This is a genomic window from Nonomuraea candida (assembly GCF_000725485.1).
GTDB lineage: Bacteria > Actinomycetota > Actinomycetes > Streptosporangiales > Streptosporangiaceae > Nonomuraea > Nonomuraea candida.
Map to the genome: position 1 here is coordinate 79,433 of NZ_JOAG01000008.1, position 19,934 is coordinate 99,366.

General features: G+C 73.0%; 18 protein-coding genes and 1 pseudogene. 3 read left to right on the forward strand and 16 right to left on the reverse strand.

From position 1 onward, the window contains the following. Positions 1 to 63: 63 nt before the first annotated feature. The 4 genes from smc to IO39_RS07750 all read right to left on the reverse strand — a co-directional run bounded on the left by smc (position 64) and on the right by IO39_RS07750 (position 5,615). On the reverse strand, positions 64 to 3,756 hold the full coding sequence (smc, locus tag IO39_RS07735) for a chromosome segregation protein SMC (protein ID WP_043618319.1): 3,693 nt from the start codon (positions 3,754 to 3,756) through the stop codon (positions 64 to 66). 171 nt (positions 3,757 to 3,927) lie between these two features. Next, entirely contained in the window at positions 3,928 to 4,122 is a 195-nt protein-coding gene (locus IO39_RS57510; RefSeq protein WP_043618321.1) for a hypothetical protein, read from the reverse strand. A 190-nt stretch (positions 4,123 to 4,312) separates the two neighbouring features. Beyond that, positions 4,313 to 4,600 (reverse strand): acylphosphatase, encoded by a 288-nt coding sequence (locus IO39_RS07745; RefSeq protein WP_043618324.1) that lies wholly within the window; start codon positions 4,598 to 4,600, stop codon positions 4,313 to 4,315. A 112-nt stretch (positions 4,601 to 4,712) separates the two neighbouring features. Then, positions 4,713 to 5,615, reverse strand: coding sequence for a LysR family transcriptional regulator (locus tag IO39_RS07750; protein WP_043618327.1), 903 nt, complete (start codon positions 5,613 to 5,615; stop codon positions 4,713 to 4,715). 91 nt (positions 5,616 to 5,706) lie between these two features. Between IO39_RS07750 and IO39_RS07755 the strand changes: the two genes are divergently transcribed. Next, positions 5,707 to 6,882, forward strand: a complete 1,176-nt coding sequence (locus tag IO39_RS07755) for an MFS transporter (RefSeq protein ID WP_043618585.1) — start codon at positions 5,707 to 5,709, stop codon at positions 6,880 to 6,882. Here IO39_RS07755 and mutM read toward each other — a convergent pair. The 9 genes and pseudogenes from mutM to IO39_RS07790 all read right to left on the reverse strand — a co-directional run bounded on the left by mutM (position 6,830) and on the right by IO39_RS07790 (position 15,223). Then, entirely contained in the window at positions 6,830 to 7,675 is an 846-nt protein-coding gene (gene mutM / locus IO39_RS07760) for a bifunctional DNA-formamidopyrimidine glycosylase/DNA-(apurinic or apyrimidinic site) lyase (protein ID WP_043618330.1), read from the reverse strand. The genes IO39_RS07755 and mutM overlap by 53 nt on opposite strands. Before the next feature lie 260 nt (positions 7,676 to 7,935). After that, positions 7,936 to 8,655 carry a ribonuclease III gene (rnc, locus tag IO39_RS07765; protein ID WP_052422576.1) on the reverse strand — a complete coding sequence of 240 codons (720 nt, stop codon included), beginning with the start codon at positions 8,653 to 8,655 and terminating at the stop codon, positions 7,936 to 7,938. Between the two features lie 276 nt (positions 8,656 to 8,931). After that, on the reverse strand, positions 8,932 to 9,111 hold the full coding sequence (rpmF, locus tag IO39_RS52330) for a 50S ribosomal protein L32 (protein ID WP_033409409.1): 180 nt from the start codon (positions 9,109 to 9,111) through the stop codon (positions 8,932 to 8,934). Between the two features lies 1 nt (position 9,112). Next, the gene (locus IO39_RS07770) at positions 9,113 to 9,664 is read right to left on the reverse strand and encodes a YceD family protein (protein ID WP_043618590.1); all 552 of its coding nucleotides are present in this window, start codon (positions 9,662 to 9,664) and stop codon (positions 9,113 to 9,115) included. A gap of 72 nt (positions 9,665 to 9,736) precedes the next feature. Next, the gene (gene coaD / locus IO39_RS07775) at positions 9,737 to 10,213 is read right to left on the reverse strand and encodes a pantetheine-phosphate adenylyltransferase (RefSeq protein ID WP_043618332.1); all 477 of its coding nucleotides are present in this window, start codon (positions 10,211 to 10,213) and stop codon (positions 9,737 to 9,739) included. A gap of 14 nt (positions 10,214 to 10,227) precedes the next feature. Continuing rightward, entirely contained in the window at positions 10,228 to 10,677 is a 450-nt protein-coding gene (locus tag IO39_RS57515) for an RsmD family RNA methyltransferase (RefSeq protein ID WP_245641865.1), read from the reverse strand. Next, positions 10,654 to 10,980, reverse strand: a pseudogene (locus IO39_RS51840) (RsmD family RNA methyltransferase); the annotation flags it as partial. The gene IO39_RS57515 and the pseudogene IO39_RS51840, both read right to left, overlap by 24 nt. A 367-nt stretch (positions 10,981 to 11,347) precedes the next feature. Further along, positions 11,348 to 13,525 carry an ATP-dependent DNA helicase RecG gene (gene recG, locus IO39_RS07785; RefSeq protein WP_043618338.1) on the reverse strand — a complete coding sequence of 726 codons (2,178 nt, stop codon included), beginning with the start codon at positions 13,523 to 13,525 and terminating at the stop codon, positions 11,348 to 11,350. Between the two features lie 153 nt (positions 13,526 to 13,678). After that, positions 13,679 to 15,223 carry a DAK2 domain-containing protein gene (locus tag IO39_RS07790; protein ID WP_043618342.1) on the reverse strand — a complete coding sequence of 515 codons (1,545 nt, stop codon included), beginning with the start codon at positions 15,221 to 15,223 and terminating at the stop codon, positions 13,679 to 13,681. A gap of 199 nt (positions 15,224 to 15,422) precedes the next feature. Here IO39_RS07790 and rpmB point away from each other — a divergent pair, with 199 nt between their 5' ends. Beyond that, positions 15,423 to 15,608, forward strand: a complete 186-nt coding sequence (gene rpmB / locus IO39_RS07795) for a 50S ribosomal protein L28 (protein ID WP_043618345.1) — start codon at positions 15,423 to 15,425, stop codon at positions 15,606 to 15,608. 154 nt (positions 15,609 to 15,762) lie between these two features. On the opposite strand, the gene thiD is transcribed toward rpmB, so the two are convergent. The 3 genes from thiD to IO39_RS07810 form a co-directional block, all read right to left on the reverse strand. After that, entirely contained in the window at positions 15,763 to 16,569 is an 807-nt protein-coding gene (gene thiD, locus IO39_RS07800; protein ID WP_084772459.1) for a bifunctional hydroxymethylpyrimidine kinase/phosphomethylpyrimidine kinase, read from the reverse strand. 148 nt (positions 16,570 to 16,717) lie between these two features. Then, positions 16,718 to 18,547 (reverse strand): hypothetical protein, encoded by a 1,830-nt coding sequence (locus IO39_RS07805; RefSeq protein ID WP_043618348.1) that lies wholly within the window; start codon positions 18,545 to 18,547, stop codon positions 16,718 to 16,720. Between the two features lie 125 nt (positions 18,548 to 18,672). Beyond that, positions 18,673 to 19,635: a thiamine-phosphate kinase gene (locus tag IO39_RS07810; RefSeq protein WP_043618610.1), complete on the reverse strand. Its 963-nt coding sequence runs from the start codon at positions 19,633 to 19,635 to the stop codon at positions 18,673 to 18,675. A gap of 53 nt (positions 19,636 to 19,688) precedes the next feature. Between IO39_RS07810 and IO39_RS07815 the strand changes: the two genes are divergently transcribed. Next, on the forward strand, positions 19,689 to 19,922 hold the full coding sequence (locus IO39_RS07815; protein ID WP_043618611.1) for an Lrp/AsnC family transcriptional regulator: 234 nt from the start codon (positions 19,689 to 19,691) through the stop codon (positions 19,920 to 19,922). Positions 19,923 to 19,934: the final 12 nt, after the last annotated feature.

Below are 19,934 nucleotides of genomic sequence, written 5' to 3' on the forward strand. Positions count from 1 at the left end.
TGTCAGTTTTCCAGATCGTCCGCCCCAGTCCGAACAACAGGGCCACCACCCGGGTCGTGCCGATCAGGCGGATTCGCGCTCCCGCAGCCGCTGGCTGACCACCTGAGTCACGCCGTCACCCCGCATGGAGACGCCGTAGAGCGCGTCGGCGATCTCCATCGTGCGCTTGTTGTGGGTGATGACGATGAGCTGTGAACTCTGTCTCAGCTCCTCGAACAACATCAGCAGCCGCTGCGTGTTGGTGTCGTCGAGGGCGGCCTCGACCTCGTCCATCACGTAGAACGGCGACGGCCGCGCCTTGAAGATCGAGATCAGGAACGCCACCGCCGTCAGCGAGCGCTCCCCGCCCGACAGCAGCGACAGCCGCTTGACCTTCTTGCCCGGCGGCCTGGCCTCGACCTCGATGCCGGTGGTCAGCATGTCGGACGGCTCGGTGAGCACCAGCCGCCCGTCGCCGCCGGGGAACACCCTGCCGAAGATCTGCTCGAACTCGCGGGCGACGTCCTCGTAGGCGGAGGCGAACATCTGCTCCACCCGGTCGTCGACCTCCTTGACCACGGTCAGCAGGTCGCGCCTGGTCTTCTTCAGGTCTTCGAGCTGGGAGTTGAGGAAGGCGTGCCGCTCCTCCAGGGCCGCGAACTCCTCCAGCGCCAGCGGGTTGACCTTGCCGAGCTGGTTCATCTGCCGCTCGGCGGCCCTGGCGCGCTTCTCCTGCTCCTCGCGCACGTAGGGGACGGGCGGCTCGCCGGGCACGGGAGCCTCGGGGCCGTATTCGGCGATCAGCGACTCGGCGTCGACGCCGAACTCCTCCAGCGCCCGCTGCTCCATCTGCTCCAGCCGCAGCCGCTGCTCGGTGCGGGCCATCTCGTTGCCGTGCACCCGGTTGACCAGCTTGTCGAGCTCCTGGCCCAGCTCGCGCACGCGCACCCGCACCTGCTTGAGCTCGGCGTCCACGGCCACCCTGGCCAGGTCGGCCTCGTCACGCTCCCTGGAGGCCAGCCGGACGGAGTCGGCCAGCGCCGCGAGCACCTGCCTGGCGCCCTTGCTGACGGCCTCGGCCAGCGCCGCCTGGCGCCTGCGCGCGGCCCGCCGCGCGGCGGCCTGGGCGCGCTCCTCGCGCTCGCGCGCCGCGGCCCGCAGCAGGCCGTCCGCGCGGCCTTCGATGCCCTTGGCGCGTTCCTCGGCGGTGCGCACCTGCAGCCGGGTCTCCATCTCGCGCTGCCTGGCCGCCTCGACGGCGCCCGACAGGTCGTCGCGCAGGTCGGTGGTGGGCTCGGTCTCCAGCTCCTGGGAGTATTCGGCCTCGGCCAGCCGGACCTCCAGCTCCGCCAGCTCCGCCAGCCCTTCGGTACGGGCCTCCTCGGCCCTGGTCACGCTCACCGCCAGGCGCTCGGCCTCGTCGCGGGCCGCGTTGGCGGCGGCCTCCAGCTGGGCCAGCCGCCTGGCCGCCGCGGCGTTGCGCTGGTCGGCCTCCCGCTGGCGGGCCCTGACCTGGTCGAGCGCGCCCTGAGCGGCGCTGACACCGGCCTGGGCGGTGGTGACGGCGGTCTGGGCCTCGCTCACCTGGGCCTGGGCGGCCTCCAGCGCCGCCTGCGCGGCCTGCTCCGCCTCAAGCGCCGCGTCGAGCGCCACGGCGCTCGCCTCGGCCGTGGCCTCGGCCTCCTCCAGGTCTCTGACGGCCTCGTCGAGCGCCGCGCGCACCTGCAGCACCGAGGTGCCGCCCTCAGCGCCGCCCGCGGCCAGGTGGGCGGCCACGAGGTCGCCCCCGGTCGTCACGGCCCGCAGGCGGGGGTCGCGCTCGACGACCGACCGCGCGCTCGCCAGGTCGTCCACGACCACGACGCCGGCCAGCACGTGGTCGAGGGCGGGACGCAGGTGCTCGGGCACCGTCACCAGGTCGGCGGCCCACCGGCCGCCGCCGGGGGCCTGCGCGCGCGGGCGCCCGGCGAGCGGCTCCTGGCCGTCACCCCCCAGCGCCACCAGGAGCGTCGCCTGGCCCGAGCCCTGGGCGCGCAGCAGGTCGAGCGCCTCGACCGCGGTGTCCAGGCTCTTGACCGCGATGGCCTCGGCCACCGGGCCCAGCACGGCGGCCACCGCCGGCTCGGCGCCGGGCGTGACCTGCATCGACGCCGCCAGGGGGCCGAGCACGCCGCCCAGGCCGGCCTCCAGCAGCGCCGCGCCGCCGTCGCCCCTGGCCAGGCCCAGCTCCAGGGCGTCGCGCCGGGCGGCCAGCGCGGCCACCGAGCGCTGCGCCTCCTGGTCGGCGGCGCGGGCGGTGCCCACGCCCGCCTTGGCGGCCTGCAGCGCCGCGCGCGGCGCGTCGAGGGCCGACTTGGCCTCCTCCGCCGCGGCGCGCGCCTCGTCGGCGACCGCCCTGGCCTCCTCGACCACGGCCTGCGCGGTGGCCAGCTCTTCGGCGAGCGCGGGATCGGCCGCGGGCTCCTCCAGGCGCTGGGCCTCCAGGTCTTCCCTGGCCTGCCGCTCGCGCTCGGCCGCGTCGGCCACGGCCTGCCTGAGCCGCCCGAGCTCCTCCTCGGCGGCGCGGGCGCGGCTGCGTACGGAGTCGACCTGGCCGCGCAGCTTGGCCAGGCCCTCGCGCCGGTCGGCGGCGGCCCTGGCGGCCATCGCCAGGCGGCGCTCCTCCGCGCTCAGCGCGGCCTCGGCCTCGGCCCGCCGCTCGACGGCCTCCTCCAGCAGCTCCTGCGCCTGTTCGAGCTCGGCCTTGAGGATCAGCTCCCGCTCGCGCACCTCGGCCGCCTCGCGTTCGAGGTCTTCGGGGTCGCGGCCGCGGCGCTCGATGGCGGCGGCGTCGAGGGCGTGCCGGTGGCGCTCGGCGGCCAGTTGTTCGAGGCCGGTGATGCGCTCGCGCAGGGAGGAGAGCCGGAAGTAGGTCTCCTGGGCGGCGGCCAGCCGGGGCTGCGTCTCGGCCTCGGCGGCCTCCAGCGCCGCCTCGCGCTGCTGCGCCTCGGCCAGCTCGGCCTCGACCTGCCGCCGCCGGGCCGTGATCGCGGCCTCGTCGGCGGCCTCGCGCTCCAGCGTGGCCCGCAGGATGCACACGTCGTCGGCCAGCAGGCGGAGCCTGGCGTCGCGCAGGTCGGCCTGGATGACGGCGGCCTTGCGGGCGATCTCGGCCTGGCGGCCCAGCGGCTTGAGCTGGCGGCGCAGCTCGGTGGCGAGGTCCTGGACGCGGGTCAGGTTGGCCTGCATCGCGTCGAGCTTGCGCAGCGCCTTCTCCTTGCGCTTGCGGTGCTTGAGCACGCCCGCGGCCTCTTCGATGAACGCCCGCCGATCCTCCGGGCCCGCGTGCAGGACGGCGTCGAGCTGGCCCTGCCCCACGATGACGTGCATCTCGCGCCCGATGCCCGAGTCGGACAGCAGCTCCTGGATGTCGAGCAGGCGGCAGGTGTCGCCGTTGATGGCGTATTCGCTCTGCCCGGAGCGGAACATCAGCCGGCTGATCGTGACCTCGGTGTAGTCGATCGGCAGCGCGCCGTCGGTGTTGTCGATGGTCAGCGTCACCTCGGCGCGCCCGAGCGGCGGGCGGGAGGAGGTGCCGGCGAAGATGACGTCCTCCATCTTGCCGCCGCGCAGCGACTTGGCGCTGTGCTCGCCCATGACCCAGGCCAGGGCGTCGACGACGTTGGACTTGCCGGAGCCGTTGGGGCCGACCACGCAGGTGATGCCGGGCTCGAACCGCAGGGCGGTCGCGGAGGCGAAGGATTTGAAGCCGCGCAGGGTGAGGGTCTTCAAGTACAAGAGCGCGACCCCCCTTCTCCCCTGAACGGACTCCGGAAAAGCCTACTGGTCCTCACCGCCCGACGTGGGCATGGACGGTCAGGGCCCGGCTTGACCAGGAGTTGGGCATTCGGGGCAAATAACAAGGGACGCCTCTTCGAGACGTCCCTGGGTCTTGCGCTCCGATCACTCTCAGGTGAGTGCCGGCTCGCGCTCTTGCACGCGGCTTAGAGCCTCGTCGCGGGTTTGCGCCGCAAGAGCGTCATTCGTGGCCTGAAGTCGGATGAGTTCTGCCTCGAGATCCCGGATACGCTGCTGCAGGCGGCGCATCTCCGAGACCATTCGAGGGTCAGGACCGCCGACGTGGCCGAGTAGAGCCTTCGCCATGGTAAAGGGTCCTCCACGCTGAGTGACCAGACTGGTTCGCGCACTTCTATTCCGCGGGAGGGGTGCGCGTGGTACCTAACAAGAGTCGCACCGGCAGTGTGGGCGGTCAAGTCGAACGAACCGCTGCGCCCTACTGATGGGCACTCCCGACACCTAACTATACCCTATTTGGGCCGTTTAACGAAAGCGACTACCTCTCCACGAAACCCCCCAAACTACCTCGGGGTTCGCTCCAGCGTTCCACTACTCCATCGACCCTGCCCGGCGTGTCGCAACCTCTGAGCAGCGCCAGCAGCTTGTCGCACGCCTCGCGCGGCCCCTCCGCGACCACCTCGACGCGGCCGTCGTCGGTGTTGCGGGCCCAGCCCACCAGGCCGAGCTCCAGCGCCCGTGCCCGGGTCCACCAGCGAAAACCCACACCCTGGACCCTGCCCCGCACCCACGCGGTCAGCCGGGCGTCCCCGCCGCTCTCCGGCATCTCTTCTCCTCACGCCACACCCGCCGGCCGGCGCCCGGCCGGCGGGTCCTCGCCCCGCGGGCCGTCGCGCCGGCGGGCTCCTCGTTCCCGCGGGCCGTCACGCCGCGGGCCCTCACGCCACCAAGGATTCCACTACGCCCGCCCTGGCCTCCGCCGCCTCGTTGAACGCCCTGATGGCGGCCGTTTCGCGGGCCTTGACCCAGGCCAGCCCGAAGATCGAGGCGGGCAGCCCGTTGACGGGCACGAAGACGATCTCGGGGCGGTGGTGCTGGAGCGCCGTGGGCGTGCACAACAGCATTCCGCCCCGGTTGAGCGCCACCTGAGTCAAGCCCTCCTGCGTGGTCGCCACCCTGCCGGCGAGGGGAATCGGACGTCCGGAAGGGGTCACGGAGGGTGCGATCCGCTCGTGCCAGAAGCGCGGCGCCGGGCCGCAGAGCCCGATGAGCGGGATCGAGGCCAGCTCCTCCACGCCGATCACCGCCCGGCCCGCCAGCGGGTGGCGGGTGGACAGGCCGATGCGGTGGGAGACGTTGTTCAGCGCGCCGCCGGTGGCCAGGTCGGGCTCGTCCACGGGCAGCAGCGTGAACGCGATGTCCACCTGCCCCGCCCGCAGCTTGCCGAAGGGGTCGGAGAGCGGGATCTCGACCAGCTCGACCACGCAGCCGGGGTTGCGGCGCTCGAAGGCCCGCACGCTGCCGGTGACCACGTCGGTGGGCGTGGCCAGGAAGCCGGCCCTGAGCACCCCCGTCACCTCGCGGGCCGCCGCCTTGGCATTGGTCACGGCGCCGGCCAGGCCGTCGTAGGCGGGTCTCAGGTCGGCCAGGAACCGCTCGCCGAGCGGCGTCAGCCGCACGCGCCTGCTCGTACGCTCGAGGAGCCGGCCGCCGATCCTCGTCTCCAGAGAGCGCAGGAGCTGGCTGACGCGACCGGGTGACAGGTAGAGGCGCTCCGCCGTACGCGCGAAGTGCAACTCCTCGCTGAGCACGATGAAGCACTCCAGCTCCCTGAACTCCATACCGCCTCCTTCTCGATCGCTTAGCCTGCCTAAACCAAGCCTTCGAGGTTCGTCATTGTTCCCGTGCGCGGCCGGCAAGAGGCTGGGCGTCATGACTGTGACTGACGTTTCCGGCGCCGTACGGGCGCGCTGGCTCGCCGTGGCCTCGGTCGGGGTGGGCACGTTCACCGTGGTGACCAGCGAGATGCTGCCCGTCGGCCTGCTGACTTCGATGGCCGCCGACCTCGGCGTCTCCCCCGGCACGGCCGGCATGGCGATGTCGGCCCCCGGGCTGGTGGCGGCCGTCTCCGCGCCCCTGCTGGCCGTCACCGCGCGCCGGACCGACCGGCGCGTCCTGCTGATCGGGCTGATGGCGCTGCTGGCGGTGGCGAACCTGGCGGCGGCGCTCGCGCCGAGCCATCCGGTCATGCTGGCCGCCCGGGTGCTGACCGGGGTGAGCATCGGCGGGTTCTGGGCGTTCGCGGCCGGGCTGGGCGTGCGGCTGGTGCCCGAGCCCTCGGTGGGCCGGGCCACCTCGGTGATCCTGGGCGGGGTGTCCGTGGCGTCGGTGCTGGGGGTGCCGGCGGGGACGTTCGTGTCGTCGTTCGCCGGGTGGCGCAGCGCGTTCGTCGCGGCGGCGGTGCTGGCCCTGGTCCTGGTCGCGCTGCTGGCCGCCACGCTGCCGCCGCTGAAGCCGCAGGCCGGTCCTTCGCCCTCCCCCGCGCCGGACAAGCGCTCCTCGTGGCTCTCAGGGCCGGTCGTGCTCGTCCTCGTCCTGACCACCCTGACCGTCTCGGGCCACTTCGCGGCCTACACCTACGTCCGCCCGTTCATGGAGCAGGTCGCCGGCGCCGGCCCCGCCCTGGTCAGCGCCGCCCTCCTCGTGTACGGCGCCGCCGGGGTCCTGGGCAACTTCGCCGCCGGCGCCCGGGCTGCCAGGAACCCCCAGATCACGCTGATCGTGCTGGTCCTGCTCATGGCGGTGGCCATGGCGGCCCTCGTGCTGGTCGGCCTGCCGCCGCTGGCCGCCCTCGTGGTCTGGGGCCTCGGCTACGGCGGCGTCGGGGTGACCCTGCAACTGTGGATCATGCGCTCGGGCGCCGGCGAGATGGGCACGGCGCTCTACGTGGGCGCGTTCAACGTCTCCATCGCGCTCGGCTCGTTCATCGGCGGCCGGCTCACAGACGGCCTGTCCGTCTCCGCCGTGATGTGGGCCGGCGCCGCGCTCACGCTGCTCAGCGCGGCCGTCGCTGGCATCGCGGGCAGGAGTAGGACGAGCGGTTCATGAACACCTCGCGCCTGATGGCCGTGCCGCAGCGGGAGCAGGGCAGGTCACGGCGGCCGTACGCCTCCAGCGAGCGCTCGAAGTAGCCGCTCTCGCCGTTGACGTTGACGTACAGGCTGTCGAAGGACGTGCCGCCCTGCTCCAGGGCGGCGCTCATGACCGTGCGGACGGCGGCGAGCAGCTCGGCCACCTTGGGCCGGGTGAGCGTCTCCGTGGAACGGGAGCCGTGCAGCCTGGCCATCCACAGCGCCTCGTCGGCGTAGATGTTGCCGACGCCGCTGATCAGCGACTGATCGAGGAGCGCCCGCTTGATCTCGGTGCGCCTGGCCCTGAGCCTGCGGGTGAACCCGGCCTCGTCGAACGCCGCCTCGAACGGGTCGGGGGCGATGTGGGAGATCGGCTCCGGCACGTCCCCGGCCAGCGGGGTCAGCATGACGTGGCCGAACGTGCGCTGGTCGACGAAGCGCAGGTCGGGGCCGCCGTCCGCGAACCGCAGGCGGACCCGCAGGTGCTTCTCCGGCGGGGAGTCCTGATCGACGACGAGGAGCTGGCCGCTCATCCCCAGGTGCGCCAGCAGCGCCTCTTCCGCGCCCGACAGCGGAAGCCACAGGTACTTGCCGCGCCGCCGCGCCGACAGCACCGTACGGCCCTTGAGCCGGTCGGTGAACTCGTCGGCGCCCGGGGCGTGCCGCCTGATCGCGCGGGGGTGCAGCACCTCCGCCGAGGCGATCTCGCGTCCGGTCACCCATCGCGCGAGGCCGCGCCTGACGACCTCGACCTCCGGCAGCTCAGGCACTTCCGACCCCGCCTCTCCATCGCTGGGGGAACACGAATCTCACCCTGCGGACAACACCGGCCCGCGCCATCCGCCTTCCCGCCCGCTCCAGCGGCCTTTCTCGCGCGTCGCACCGGCTCCGGCGGCCTGTTTCGTCCGTCGAGCCAGGTCCGGTGGCCTGTTCCCGCCCGGTGCGGCCGGTCCGGTGAGCCGTTCCCTTCCGGCCGGGCCGGAGCGGCGGGGGTCCGGGGGTGGCGGGCGGGGCCGCAGGGGTGGGGCGGTCAGCCCGTGGGCTGGCTCTCCCGCTGGTCGCGGCGGGCCCTGATGCGGGTCCAGGCCGCCTCGGCCGCCTGCTGCTCGGCCTCCTTCTTGCTGCGCCCGGTGCCCGAGCCGTAGGACTCGCCGCCGACCCGCACCATGGCCGTGAACGACTTGGCGTGGTCGGGGCCGCTCTCCTCGACGTGGTATTCGGGCACGCCCAGCGCCTCGGAGGCGGTCAGCTCCTGCAGCGAGGTCTTCCAGTCGAGCCCGGCGCCGAGCGAGGCCGAGCGCACGATCAGCGGGTCGAACAGCAGGTGGACGACCCGGAACGCCTCGTCGAGCCCCTTGTCGACGTAGATCGCGCCGATCAGCGCTTCAAGGGTGTCGGCCAGGATGGACGACTTGTCGCGTCCGCCGGTGCCCTCCTCGCCCCTGCCGAGCCGCAGGAACCGGCCCAGGCCGAGGCCGCGGGCCACGTCGGCCAGCGCGCGCATGTTGACCACCGCGGCCCGCAGCTTGGCGAGCTGACCTTCCGGCAGGTCGGGGTGGTTGCGGTAGAGGGTGTCGGTGACCACCAGGCCCAGCACCGAGTCGCCCAGGAACTCCAGGCGCTCGTTGGTGGGCAGGCCGCCGTTCTCGTACGCGTAGGAGCGGTGCGTCAGCGCCCGCTCGAGAATGTCGGGGTCCAGGCCGACCGACAGGACCCGCTCCAGCTCGTCTCTGGCGACCTCCACGGCCACCGGCTTAGGACCTGCGCCCACGTGCTTCCTCCTCGGACATCATTCACGAGGCGCGCCGGCTGCGCATGATGCCCGAAAACGTGGTGGGCGTCGGGGTAGCACGTAGCCCCGGCGTCCACCACGACCGCGGGCGAACCGCCGCCGCGCGCACTGAGACGGTAACGCCGACCGAGGCACAATCGCACCCGGTCGGCATCACGTCAACTGCTGACGGGAAACCCGTGCCGCGGTCCGCCGTCGTGACGGCGGGCCGGAGCCGGCTCTCCCGATGGCGGATCAGGCGGACGGCTCGATGACCTGACGACGGTTGTAGGTGCCGCAGGTGGGGCACGCGATGTGCGGCTGCTTGGGCGAACGGCACTGCGGGCAGCTCACCAGGGCGACAGCAGTCGTCTTCCACTGGGAGCGACGGGCGCGGGTGTTGCTCCGCGACATCTTTCGCTTCGGGACGGCCACGTCACTTCTCCTGATCGTTATCTTTGTCGGTAATCAGACCTTGCAACGACGCCCACCGGGCGTCGATCTTCTCGTGCCGGTGGTCTTCGCCGGCCTCGGCCAGCTTGACCCCGCACTCCGCGCAGAGACCCGGGCAGTCCTCACCGCACACGGGGCTCAGCGGCAGTGCGAGCACCACCGCGTCGCGGAACGTCGGCTCGAGGTCGAGCAGCTCGCCGTCGAGCAGCGAATCCTCCTCCGAGGCGTCCTCGTCGGAGTAGAAGAACAGCTCCTGCAGATCGACCTCGATCTCCGAGGAGACCGGATCGAGGCACCGCGCGCACTCCCCGGCGAGCGGGGCCTGCGCCGTGCCCGAGACGAGCACGCCTTCCATCACTGCTTCGAGCCGGAGGTCCAGCTCGACTTCGGCGTCTTTGGGGACACCGATCATGTCGACGCCGAGGTCTGCCGGTGCCGGGAGGGTCAGGGCCAACTGCCGCATCGTTCCCGGCCGCTTACCCAGGTCATGGGTGGAGATCACCCACGGGGAGCGGGGGTCGAGGTGCTGAGTCATCCTGCTCTCGCTAGGCATGGCGAAAACGATCGCCGTCGTACAAGGCCGAAATGAAAGGATAGCAGCTCGCGCTCAGCCCCTGAGCCGCTCGATGAGCAGCTTGTGCACGAGATCGGGCACGAGCCCCGCGACATCCCCGCCATACCGGGCGATCTCCTTCACCCGGGAGGAGGAGAGGAACGAATATTCGGGGTTCGTGGGCATGAACAGCGTCTCGACCCCCGACAGGCGGTAGTTGAGCTGCGCCATCTGCAGCTCGTAGTCGAAGTCGCTGACGACCCTGATGCCCTTGACGATGGCGGGGATGTCATTCTGCCTGCAGAAATCGACCAGCAGGCCATGGAATTTCCGCACTTTGACGTTCGGAAACTCCTTCGTCACGGTCTGCAGGATCTCGATCCGTTCGTCAACCGTGAACAGGCTGCTTTTCTCGACGTTGATGAGGACTGCCACGGTCACCTCGTCGTACAGCCGCGCGGAGCGGCCGATGATGTCGAGGTGGCCATTGGTGATGGGGTCGAACGACCCCGGGCAGACTACGCGGCGCAAGACGCCTCCCAGGTCTACGGGTTCCCGGCGGCGCGACCGTACCAAACGGACGCTTCACCATATCGACGGACCCTCTCCTCAACGTAGCCTTCCGGCCACATCAGGGGCTTTCCCCTGCTTTCCCTCTCGAACGCCACCAATCCCTCATCAACCAGCCAGCCGTGGTCCCGGAGCGACTCCAGCACCGCCCGCACCTCGTCGTCGGACACGGCGTACGGCGGATCGGCGAAGACGATGTCGAACGGCTCGCCGCCGGGAGGACCGTCATGAGGGCCTTCACCGGAGCCCTCGCCCAGGCCCCGCCCCTCGCCCGAACCCCGCACCCCGCCCGAACCCGGCACCTCACCCAGGCCGCGTACCTCGCCCGGACCTCGCACCTCACCTGGACCTCGCACCTCACCCGGACCGCGCGCCGGGCCGGGGGCCGGCACCGCGCCCGGGCCCTTCGCCAGCAGCCGCTCCACCTTGTCGGCCACCACGCGGGCGCCGTCGAGGCCGAGGGAGCGCACGTTGTCCTTGATCGTCCGGACCGCCTTGGGGTCGGACTCGACCAGCACGGCCTCGGCCGCGCCCCGCGACAGCGCCTCCAGGCCGATCGCGCCAGAGCCGGCGTAGAGGTCCAGCACGCGGGCGCCGCGCAGGCCGTACAGGGAGTCGAGCGTCAAGAAGATCCCTTCTCTCGCCCTGTCGCTGGTCGGTCTCGTCCCGCGCCCCGGCGGCACCGTCAACCGCCGCCCACCTGCCACGCCTGCGATGATCCGCGTCATGTGACCCATTGTTCCGCATGTTCGCGCAGGTCAAGAGTGGACAAGTGTCTGCCTCGAAGGCGCAAGGGTGATTCACATCGGGCGGCCGGGCCCGCATGATGATTCTGCGGCCTTCGAGGTGACCCACGTGAAGGCCGACCGGCGTGATCGTGAGCCCTTCCGCACGCCGGTTCCCTCGGCACCTGACCCGAGGGTGGGCCCAGCCGGGGACGGCATTCGGGGGGAGGCCGTCCCCGCGGCTGGGTTCTTTTCTCGCTTCAGCCGCGCGCTCTCGCGATCTCGCGCGCACCCTCCCCGGCCCTGCGCGGGCACCGCCACACCCGCGCCGCCGACCAGGCGTCCGGTTCAGCGAAGCCGGGCGCCGGGATCAGGTCTTTTCCAGGTATTCGGCGCGCTCGTCCGCCAGCAGGCGATCGATCTCGGCCCGCAGGCCCTCGTGGCCCGTCAGCTCGGGGTCCTGCGCCAGGAGCGCCGCCGCCTCGTCGCGCGCCGTGCCGATCACGTCTTCGTCGCGCAGCAGTTGCAGCAGCTTCAGCGAGGAGCGTTTGCCCGACTGCGCCGCCCCCAGCACGTCGCCCTCCCGCCGCTGCTCCAGGTCGACCCGCGACAGCTCGAACCCGTCGAGCGTGGCGGCCACCGCGTCGAGGCGGGCCCGGGCGGGGGTGCCCTCCGGGAAGTCGGAGACCAGCAGGCACAGGCCGGGCAGTCCGCCCCGGCCGACCCGGCCGCGGAGCTGGTGGAGCTGGGAGACGCCGAAGCGGTCGGCGTCCATGATGATCATGACGGAGGAGTTGGGCACGTCGACGCCGACCTCGATCACGGTCGTGGCCACCAGCACGTCGAGCTCGCCGCGCGTGAACGAACGCATGACGGCGTCCTTCTCCTCGGGCGGGAGCTTGCCGTGCAGCGTGCCGACCCGCAGGTCGTGGAAGGGCCCCTGGGTCAGCAGCTCGGCCACGTCGAGGACCGCCAGCGGCGGGCGGCGGTCGTCGTCGGAGGCCGCCGCCGACAGGTCGCCCTCGTCGCCCTCCAGGTCGCCGATGCGGGGGCACACGATGTAGGCCTGCCGCCCCAGCGCCACCTCCTCCCGGACCCGCTGCCAGGTGCGCTCCAGGTAGTGGGGCTTCTCGGCGGCGGGCACCACGTGGGTGGTGATGGGCGCGCGGCCCGACGGGAGCTGCGACAGCGTCGAGACCTCCAGGTCGCCGAAGACCGTCATGGCCACCGTGCGCGGGATCGGGGTGGCGGTCATGACCAGGACGTGCGGCCGGCCCCCGCCCCCCTTCTCGCGCAGCGCGTCACGCTGCTCCACCCCGAAGCGGTGCTGCTCGTCCACCACGACCAGCCCCAGGTCGGCGAACTGCACGTGCTCCTGCAGCAGCGCGTGGGTGCCGACGACGATCCCCGCCGTGCCGGACGCCGCGTCGAGCAGCGCCGCGCGCCTGGCCGCCGCGCCCATCGAGCCGGTCAGCAGCGTGACCGCCGTGCCGCCGAACATGCCGCCCTGCGCCAGGTCGCCCAGCATGTTGGTGATCGAGCGGTGGTGCTGCTGGGCCAGCACCTCGGTGGGCGCCAGCAGGGCCGCCTGACCCCCGGCGTCGACCACCTGGAGCATCGCCCGCAGCGCCACCACCGTCTTGCCCGCGCCGACCTCGCCCTGCAGCAGCCGGTGCATGGGGTGCTCGCGCGCCAGGTCGGCGGCGATCTCCTCGCCCACCTGGGCCTGCCCCTCGGTGAGCGAGAACGGCAGCCGCCCGTCGAAGTCGGCCAGCAGCCCGTCGGGACGCCGCGGCCTGGGCCTGGCGGGCCAGGCGGTGGCGGCCTGCCGCCGCTGCAGCAGCACGGCCTGCAGCACGAACGCCTCGTCGAACTTCAGCCTGTCGCGCGCCCGCGCCACCTCCGCGAAGTCCTTCGGCCGGTGGATGGAGACCAGCGCCTCGCCCAGCTCCTGGAGGCCGTGGCGGGCCCGCAGGGCGGCGGGCAGCGGATCGTCCAGCGGGCCGAGCGTGTCGAGCACGACGCCGATCGCGCGCCTGATCGCCCACGGCGTCAGGTCCTTGCCCGCCGGGTAGATCGGCACCGGCACCGACGCGAACTCCTCCGCGCTCGCCTCGCTCTCCTCGAACAGCTCGAACTCGGGGTGGGCGAGCTGCCAGCGCGGGTTGGCGCGCGCCCCGAACAGCCCCACCTTCCCGGCGAACATCCCGCGCCGGCCCGGCTTGAGCCGGGACTCGGCCACGTGGGAGCCCTTGCCGAAGAACGACAGGTAGATCCTGTTGCGGTCGCCGTCGACGACCTCGACCTCCAGCCAGGTGCCGCCGCGGTTGCGCATGGGTTTGCGCATCAGCCTGGTCACCTCGCCGACCACGGTGACGTGCTCGTCGACCTCCAGCGCGTCGAACGAGGTCAGCTCGCCGCGCTCGGCGTAGCGTCGCGGGTAGTGGCGCAGCAGGTCGCCGACCGTCTCCAGGCCGAGCACGCTGTGCAGCAGCTTGGCGGTCTTCGGGTCGAGCGCCTTCGTCAGAGGCTCGTCGAAACGGCTCACGGCATTAAGTTCTACCGCGCCGGGCCGACAGGAATCCCGGCGACGCCCCCGGGGCACCACCCCGGCGACGCCCTGGGTCATCACCCCGGCGAGACCTGGAGGTCATCAGGCCGGCGACACGCTGCGGCGATCACCCTGGCGACGCCCCCGGGGTCACTCCACGCCGATCAGGAGCGGGTGGCCGGCCTGCTCGCCGTCGTAGACGGCCAGGTCCACGTCGGGCCGCGTACGCGCCAGGTGGTCCTCCAGGCGGCCGGTCAGGCCCGCCGGCGCTCCGGCGCCCGTGACCAGCGTGACCAGCTCGCCGCCGCCGGCCAGCATCCGGTCCACGACCATGGCGGCCACGGCGTCGACCGAGCCGCCGATCACCGCGACGTCCCCGCCGATCAGGCCCAGCACGTCGCCCGGCCGGCACATCCCGGCGCTCGTGAACGCCTCCCTGTCGGCCACCGCGACGTGCGCGTACCTCGTGTGGCCCGCCGCGTCCGCCATCGCCACCACGTCGTCGTCGAAGCGGCGCAGCGGGTCGTGCACGGCCAGCGCGGCCAGCCCCTGCACGGTCGCCTCGGTCGGCAGGACGCTGACCGTCATCCCGTCCTCGCGGGCGATCTCCGCCGCCGCCGCGGCCACCGCCCGCACGCCGTCGTCGTCGGGCAGCACCGCGACCTCGCCGCCCGCCTGCCTGATCGCGGCCAGCATCTCGGGCAGCGCGGGCCGCGTGCCGGACGCGCGGCGCACCACGACCGCACCGCACTCCTCGAACAGCGCCGCGATCCCGTCTCCCTCGGCGACCGCCACGACGCCCCTGCCCGCCGAGCCCTTGTGGGCGCGCTCCGCCAGGTACGTGATCCTGATCCGGTGCGGCCTGCCCGCCCGCACCCCCGCCTCGACCGCGGGCCCCGCCTCCGGCACGTGGACGTGCACGTTCCACAGCCCGTCGCCGCCGACCACGACCAGCGAGTCGCCCATGGCGTCGAGCTCCTCACGCAGCGCCGCCACCGCCCGGTCGCCGGCGTCGAGCAGGTACATCACCTCGTAGCCCGCCCCCACCTCCGTCCTCGGCGTCACCCGCGAGGTGGGCGCCGGCACGTCGTAGTGGCCGGCCGGCACACCGGTGATCACCGCGGCGAGGGTCTCCAGCACGATCGCCGCCCCGGCGCCGCCGGCGTCCACCACGCCGCTGCGGGCCAGCACCTCAAGCTGGTCGGGCGTACGGCGCAGCGCCGCGCGCGCCTCTCCCGCCGCCTGCCGCGCCACCTCGGGCAGGCCGCCCTCCACCTCCTGCACGGCCCGCGCCGCCGACTCCAGCACGCTCAGCACCGTGCCCTCGACCGGCCTGGCCACCGCCTCCCTGGCGAGCAGGGCCGCGCGCAGCAGCCCGGCGCGCAGGTCGGGGCCGTCCTTCAGCACCTCCGCCAGCCCGCGCAGCGCCTGGCTGACGATCACCCCGGAGTTGCCGCGCGCGCCCACCAGCGCCCCGTACGACAGCGTCTGCCACACCACGGCGGCGTCCACGTCGTCGGGCAGCGACTCGACGGCCTCGGCGGCGGACAGCATGGTCAGGTGGAGGTTGGTGCCGGTGTCGCCGTCGGCGACCGGGAAGACGTTGAGCGCGTCGATCTCCGTCCGGGCCCGGCCGAGGGCGTCGGCGGCCAGCCGCGCCCAGCGCCGCACCGCGGGCGGGTCGAGGATCTTCATAGGTGCCCTCCGACCTCCCAAGGTGCGCTACCGTTGTCGAGGAGAATATCGCCGCCCGGGCTCCGGTCCAGATGCGTCGGTTCGCGCCCATCGGCGTGGATCAGATATTCTCGTCTGGCTGGCCGGTTGTCCCGGCATGCCCTCCGCCCGGAATGCATCAGCGGACAGGGCTACATCGACTGTTTTAAGGAGCGATACCGTGGCTTCCGTCTGCGATGTCTGCCGCAAGGGGCCGACCTTCGGCAACAACGTTTCCCACTCGCACCGCCGCACCCGTCGTCGTTGGAACCCCAACATCCAGACGGTCCGCGCGGTCGTCGGCGGCACGCCGAAGAAGCTGAACGTGTGCACCTCGTGCATCAAGGCGGGCAAGGTCACCCGCTAGCTCGCGCGTCACACGAAGGCCCGCCTCCCGCAGGGGAGCAGCGGGCCTTTGTCATGCCCGCGCCGCTGTTCGCGATGCGGTTCTTCGCCACGCCCGCGCCCCCGTTCGCCAAGCGGTTCTTCGCCACGCCCGCGCCGCCGTTCGCGAAGCCGTTCTAGGAGCGCCAGCGCCAGGCGTGGTCCACCGGGCCGATGCCGGCGCCCAGCGGGAAGCCCCCGGCGATCGCGCCCGTGACGTACTCCTTCGCCGCGCCCACCGCCGCCGACACGTCGTCGCCCAGCGCGAGGCGGGCGGCGACGGCGGAGGCGAGCGTGCAGCCGGTGCCGTGGGTGTGACGGTTGTCGAGGCGTTCGGCGGCGAAGCGGTATTCGCGGTCGCCGTCGGTGAGCAGGTCCACCGGCGGCCCCGGCAGGTGACCGCCCTTGATCAGCGCCCACGTCGGCCCCAGCGCCAGCACGGCCTCCGCGGCCCGGCGCAGCCCGTTCTCGTCCTCGACCTTGACGGAGGTGAGCTGCTCGACCTCCGGCAGGTTGGGCGTCACCACGGTCGCCACGGGCAGCAGGCGCGTGCGCAGCGTCTCGACGGCCTCGGGCGCGAGCAGCGAGTCGCCGTGCTTGGACACGCCGACGGGGTCGACGACCAGCGGGGCGGCATGGCGGCCGAGCACGTCCGCGACCGTCTCCACGAGCGCGGGCGAGGCCAGCATGCCGGTCTTGACCGCCTGCGCGCCGATGTCGCCGAGCACCGAGTCGAGCTGCGCGCGTACGGCCTCGGGCGGCAGCTCCCAGTATCCCTGGACGCCCAGCGAGTTCTGGGCCGTCACCGCGGCGATGACGCTCATGCCGTGGACGCCCAGGGCCAGCATGGTCTTGAGGTCGGCCTGGATGCCGGCGCCGCCCCCGGAGTCTGAGCCGGCGACCGTCAGCACGCGTGGAGGGGTCGAAACCGTCATGTACCCCATCCAACCTCACCTGCCAGGCGGGGACGTCCGGCCTGCCCGGCCAGGCGATCGGACGCCGCGACCCGCACCTTCAGGCGGCGCCCAGCCGTGATCCTCAGGTGACGACGCCCGGCCGTGATCCTCAGGTGACGACGCCCGGCCGTCATCCTCAGGTGACGACGCACTCCCCCTCGACCAGGCCGCAGTTCTGGGCCTCGGAGCCGCGGCCCGTGGCCGTGAACGTGACCTCGACGGTGTCGCCCGCGGCCAGCGTCTCCGGCACGTCCATGATCAGCAGGTCGCCGTCCTGCGTCCACTCGGCGCCGTCCACCTTCACGACCTTGCCGTCCACGGGGACGGAGATCGTGGGGGCGGCCAGCGTCTGCGCGGAGGTGTTGGAGAGCTGCAGCTTGGCCGAGTAGCTGGCCACCCGCTGCCGGATCGTCTGCTTGACGTTGACGGAGCCGCCGCTGATGCCGACGGACTCGGGCGTCGTGGTCACGACCGGGGCGGGAGTGGTGCCGTCGTTCGGCGCGACGTTGGGGTCGGTCTCGTCCAGCGTCGTCGTCGCGTCCGGCGTCTCCGGCGCGCTCTCCCTGGCCGGCCGGTCCGCCGGCGGCTCCGCCTCGGGCCTGGTGCTCTTCCTGACCTTGCTCTTGGTCGGCGTGGGCGTGGCGGAGGTCGCGCGGGGCGGCGTGCGCACGTTGGACGTGACCGTCGGCGTCGGCGTCTTGGAGGGCTCGCTCTCCTCTTCGTCGGCCTCCTCCACCGGCTCCTCCTCGGAGACCGGCTCGGTCTCCTCCTCGGCGGGCTCGGAGATCGAGGGCGCCGGCCGACCGCTGCTGGACTGCACGGCGGCGCAGGTCGTGCCCTCGCACTTGGCCGGGTCGCCCGAGCTCATGAGCTTGACGCCCATCACGGTGCCGCCGAGCACGACGGCCACGGCCGCGACCGAGAGCAGCGCCACCCGGCCCTTGCCGGGCCCCGAGGGCGCGGCCAGGGCATCGTCGCCGCCGCCACCGCCGCCACGGCCGGACCTGCGGCGCCCGCGGCGGCCCTGGGGCTCCTCCGGCGCGGCGGCGGAGTCGTCCGTCCAGCCGGAGCCGAGGAAGCCCGTCTCGGCGCTCGCCCACGCCGGGGCCGGTCCGGTGGTCGGCTCGCCGGCCACCTTGACGTCGCCGGGCTCCGGCGGGCCGCCGTGAAAGGGGCCGGAGCCGGGGCCGGGTGGCGCGTCGAACCTGGCCGTACGCTCCGGGTCGCCGAAGGGGTCACGGCGGTCGTCCGGCCCGTCGAACGGCCCGGGACGGTCGCCGGGGCCGTCGAAGAACGCGGTACGCTCCGCCGGCCCGTCGAAGGGCCCGGAGCCATCAAGGGAGCCATCAAGGGGGCCATCAAGGGGGCCGTCGAAGAAGGCCGTCCGCTCGGCCGGCCCGTCGAAGGGCCCCGGCCGGTCGAAGGGGCCGGGCTGCCCCTGGCCGGGCTGCCCCTGGCCGGGGCTGGGCTGCCCCTGGCCGGGGCCGGGACCGGGCCGCCCCTGCGCGGGACCGCCGAAGACGGCCGTCTGGTCGGGGCTGCGGAAAGGATCGCTCGGAGGGCCGCCGGCGGGACCGGTGGCAGGGCCGTTCTGCGGGCCGTCGCCCTGGCGGTTCGGGTTCCACTCCGGCGGCACGGCGAAGGCGCCGGTCACCTCGAAGGGCCCGGCCTCGTCCTCCCTCGGTCCTCTCGGCGGCGGGAAGGCACCCGCAGGGTCGTTGGCCGGCGGTCCGGCGAGGTCGTTGGGCAGCGCGAAAGCCCCGGTGGTCTCGAACGGCTCCGGCTCGGGCCCGCGAGGGGGCGGCGGGTCGGTACGCCGCGGCATCGGGGCCCACTGCCCCGTCACCTCGGGCTGGTCCGGCAGCGACGGCCAGCCCGGCGGCTCGGCCTGCTCGTCAGGACCCCAGAAAGCGCTGTTCCCCCGTTCGTCCCCGTCGTCGGATCCACCTGTGCCGTGGCGGCCCATGGCTGCCCTTTCTTCCGGTTACAGTGGCCGCCAATCTTCATAACACCTTTGCTACGCCGTTGTCACAGCATTCCCACTAGTGCTACCCCAAACTAGGAAAATTTCACTTAAATCGGGACAAGTAATCACCGAAAGTGATCCCAGCCGCGCGCCCCGAGCTCCCGCCCGTACACCAGCACGCCCTCGCCCTCGACCACCCGGCCCACGACCCGCCACCCCTCCGGCAGCCGGGCCCCGGCCGGGAACACCGCCGCCAGGGCGTGATCCTCGCCACCCGAGAGCACCCACTCCAGCGGATCGGCCCCCAGCTCCTTGGCCGCCGCCGCCACCGGCTCGTCCACGGCGAACGCCTGCGGGTCCAGCTCGACGCGCACGCCGCTGGCCGCGGCGATGTGGCCGAGGTCCTGCAGCAGCCCGTCGCTGACGTCCAGCATCGCGCTGGCCCCCAGCCCGGCCGCGACCGGCCCCATCGGGTACGGCGGGCACGGCCGGCGATGCCCGGCCACGGCCTCCCGCAGGGCGGGCGAGTCCGCCGGCACCCCCGACTCCAGCAGCGCCCAGCCCGCCGCCGAGTAGCCCAGCCGCCCCGCGACCGCCACCACCTGCCCCGGCCTGGCCCCCGAGCGCAGCACGGGAGCCCGCCCGCCCAGGTCGCCCAGCGCCGTCACCCCGATGACCACCAGGTCGCAGCGGGTGACGTCGCCCCCGGCCACGCTCGCGCCGACCGTGGCGCACTCGTCGCGAAAGCCGTCCGTCAGCGCGTCGAGCCAGTCCACGGGCAGGTCGGCGGGCAGGCCCAGGCCGACCACGACGGCCGTCGGCGTCGCCCCCATGGCGGCCACGTCGGCGAGGTTCTGGGCGGCGGCCTTGCGGCCCACGTCGTAGCCGCCGGACCAGTCGAGGCGGAAGTGCCTGCCCTCCAGCAGGAGGTCGGTCGAGACGACGACCCGGCCGTCCGGGGCGCTGATCATCGCGGCGTCGTCACCCGGACCGAGCATCACCGCCTCGCCCTGGGGAAGACGAGCAGTAATACGATTTACCACACCGAATTCGCCGAAATCTCCGACTGTGATGACGCACCTCCTGATGCACACAGGGTACGGTGGCCCTTCGGCGTGATCGAATCGCCCGGGAGGACGTGATGGTGCAGGCCTACATCCTTATCCAGACCGAGGTCGGCAAGGCCGCCGCCGTGGCCCGCGAGATCTCCGGGATCCCCGGGGTCACTCAGGCGGAGGACGTGACGGGCCCCTACGATGTGATCGTGCGCGCGGAGGCCCACAACGTCGACGAGCTGGGCAAGCTCGTCGTCGCGCAGATTCAGGCCGTGAGCGGAATCACGCGTACGCTTACGTGTCCGATCGTCCACATCTGAAGGTAGTAGTCG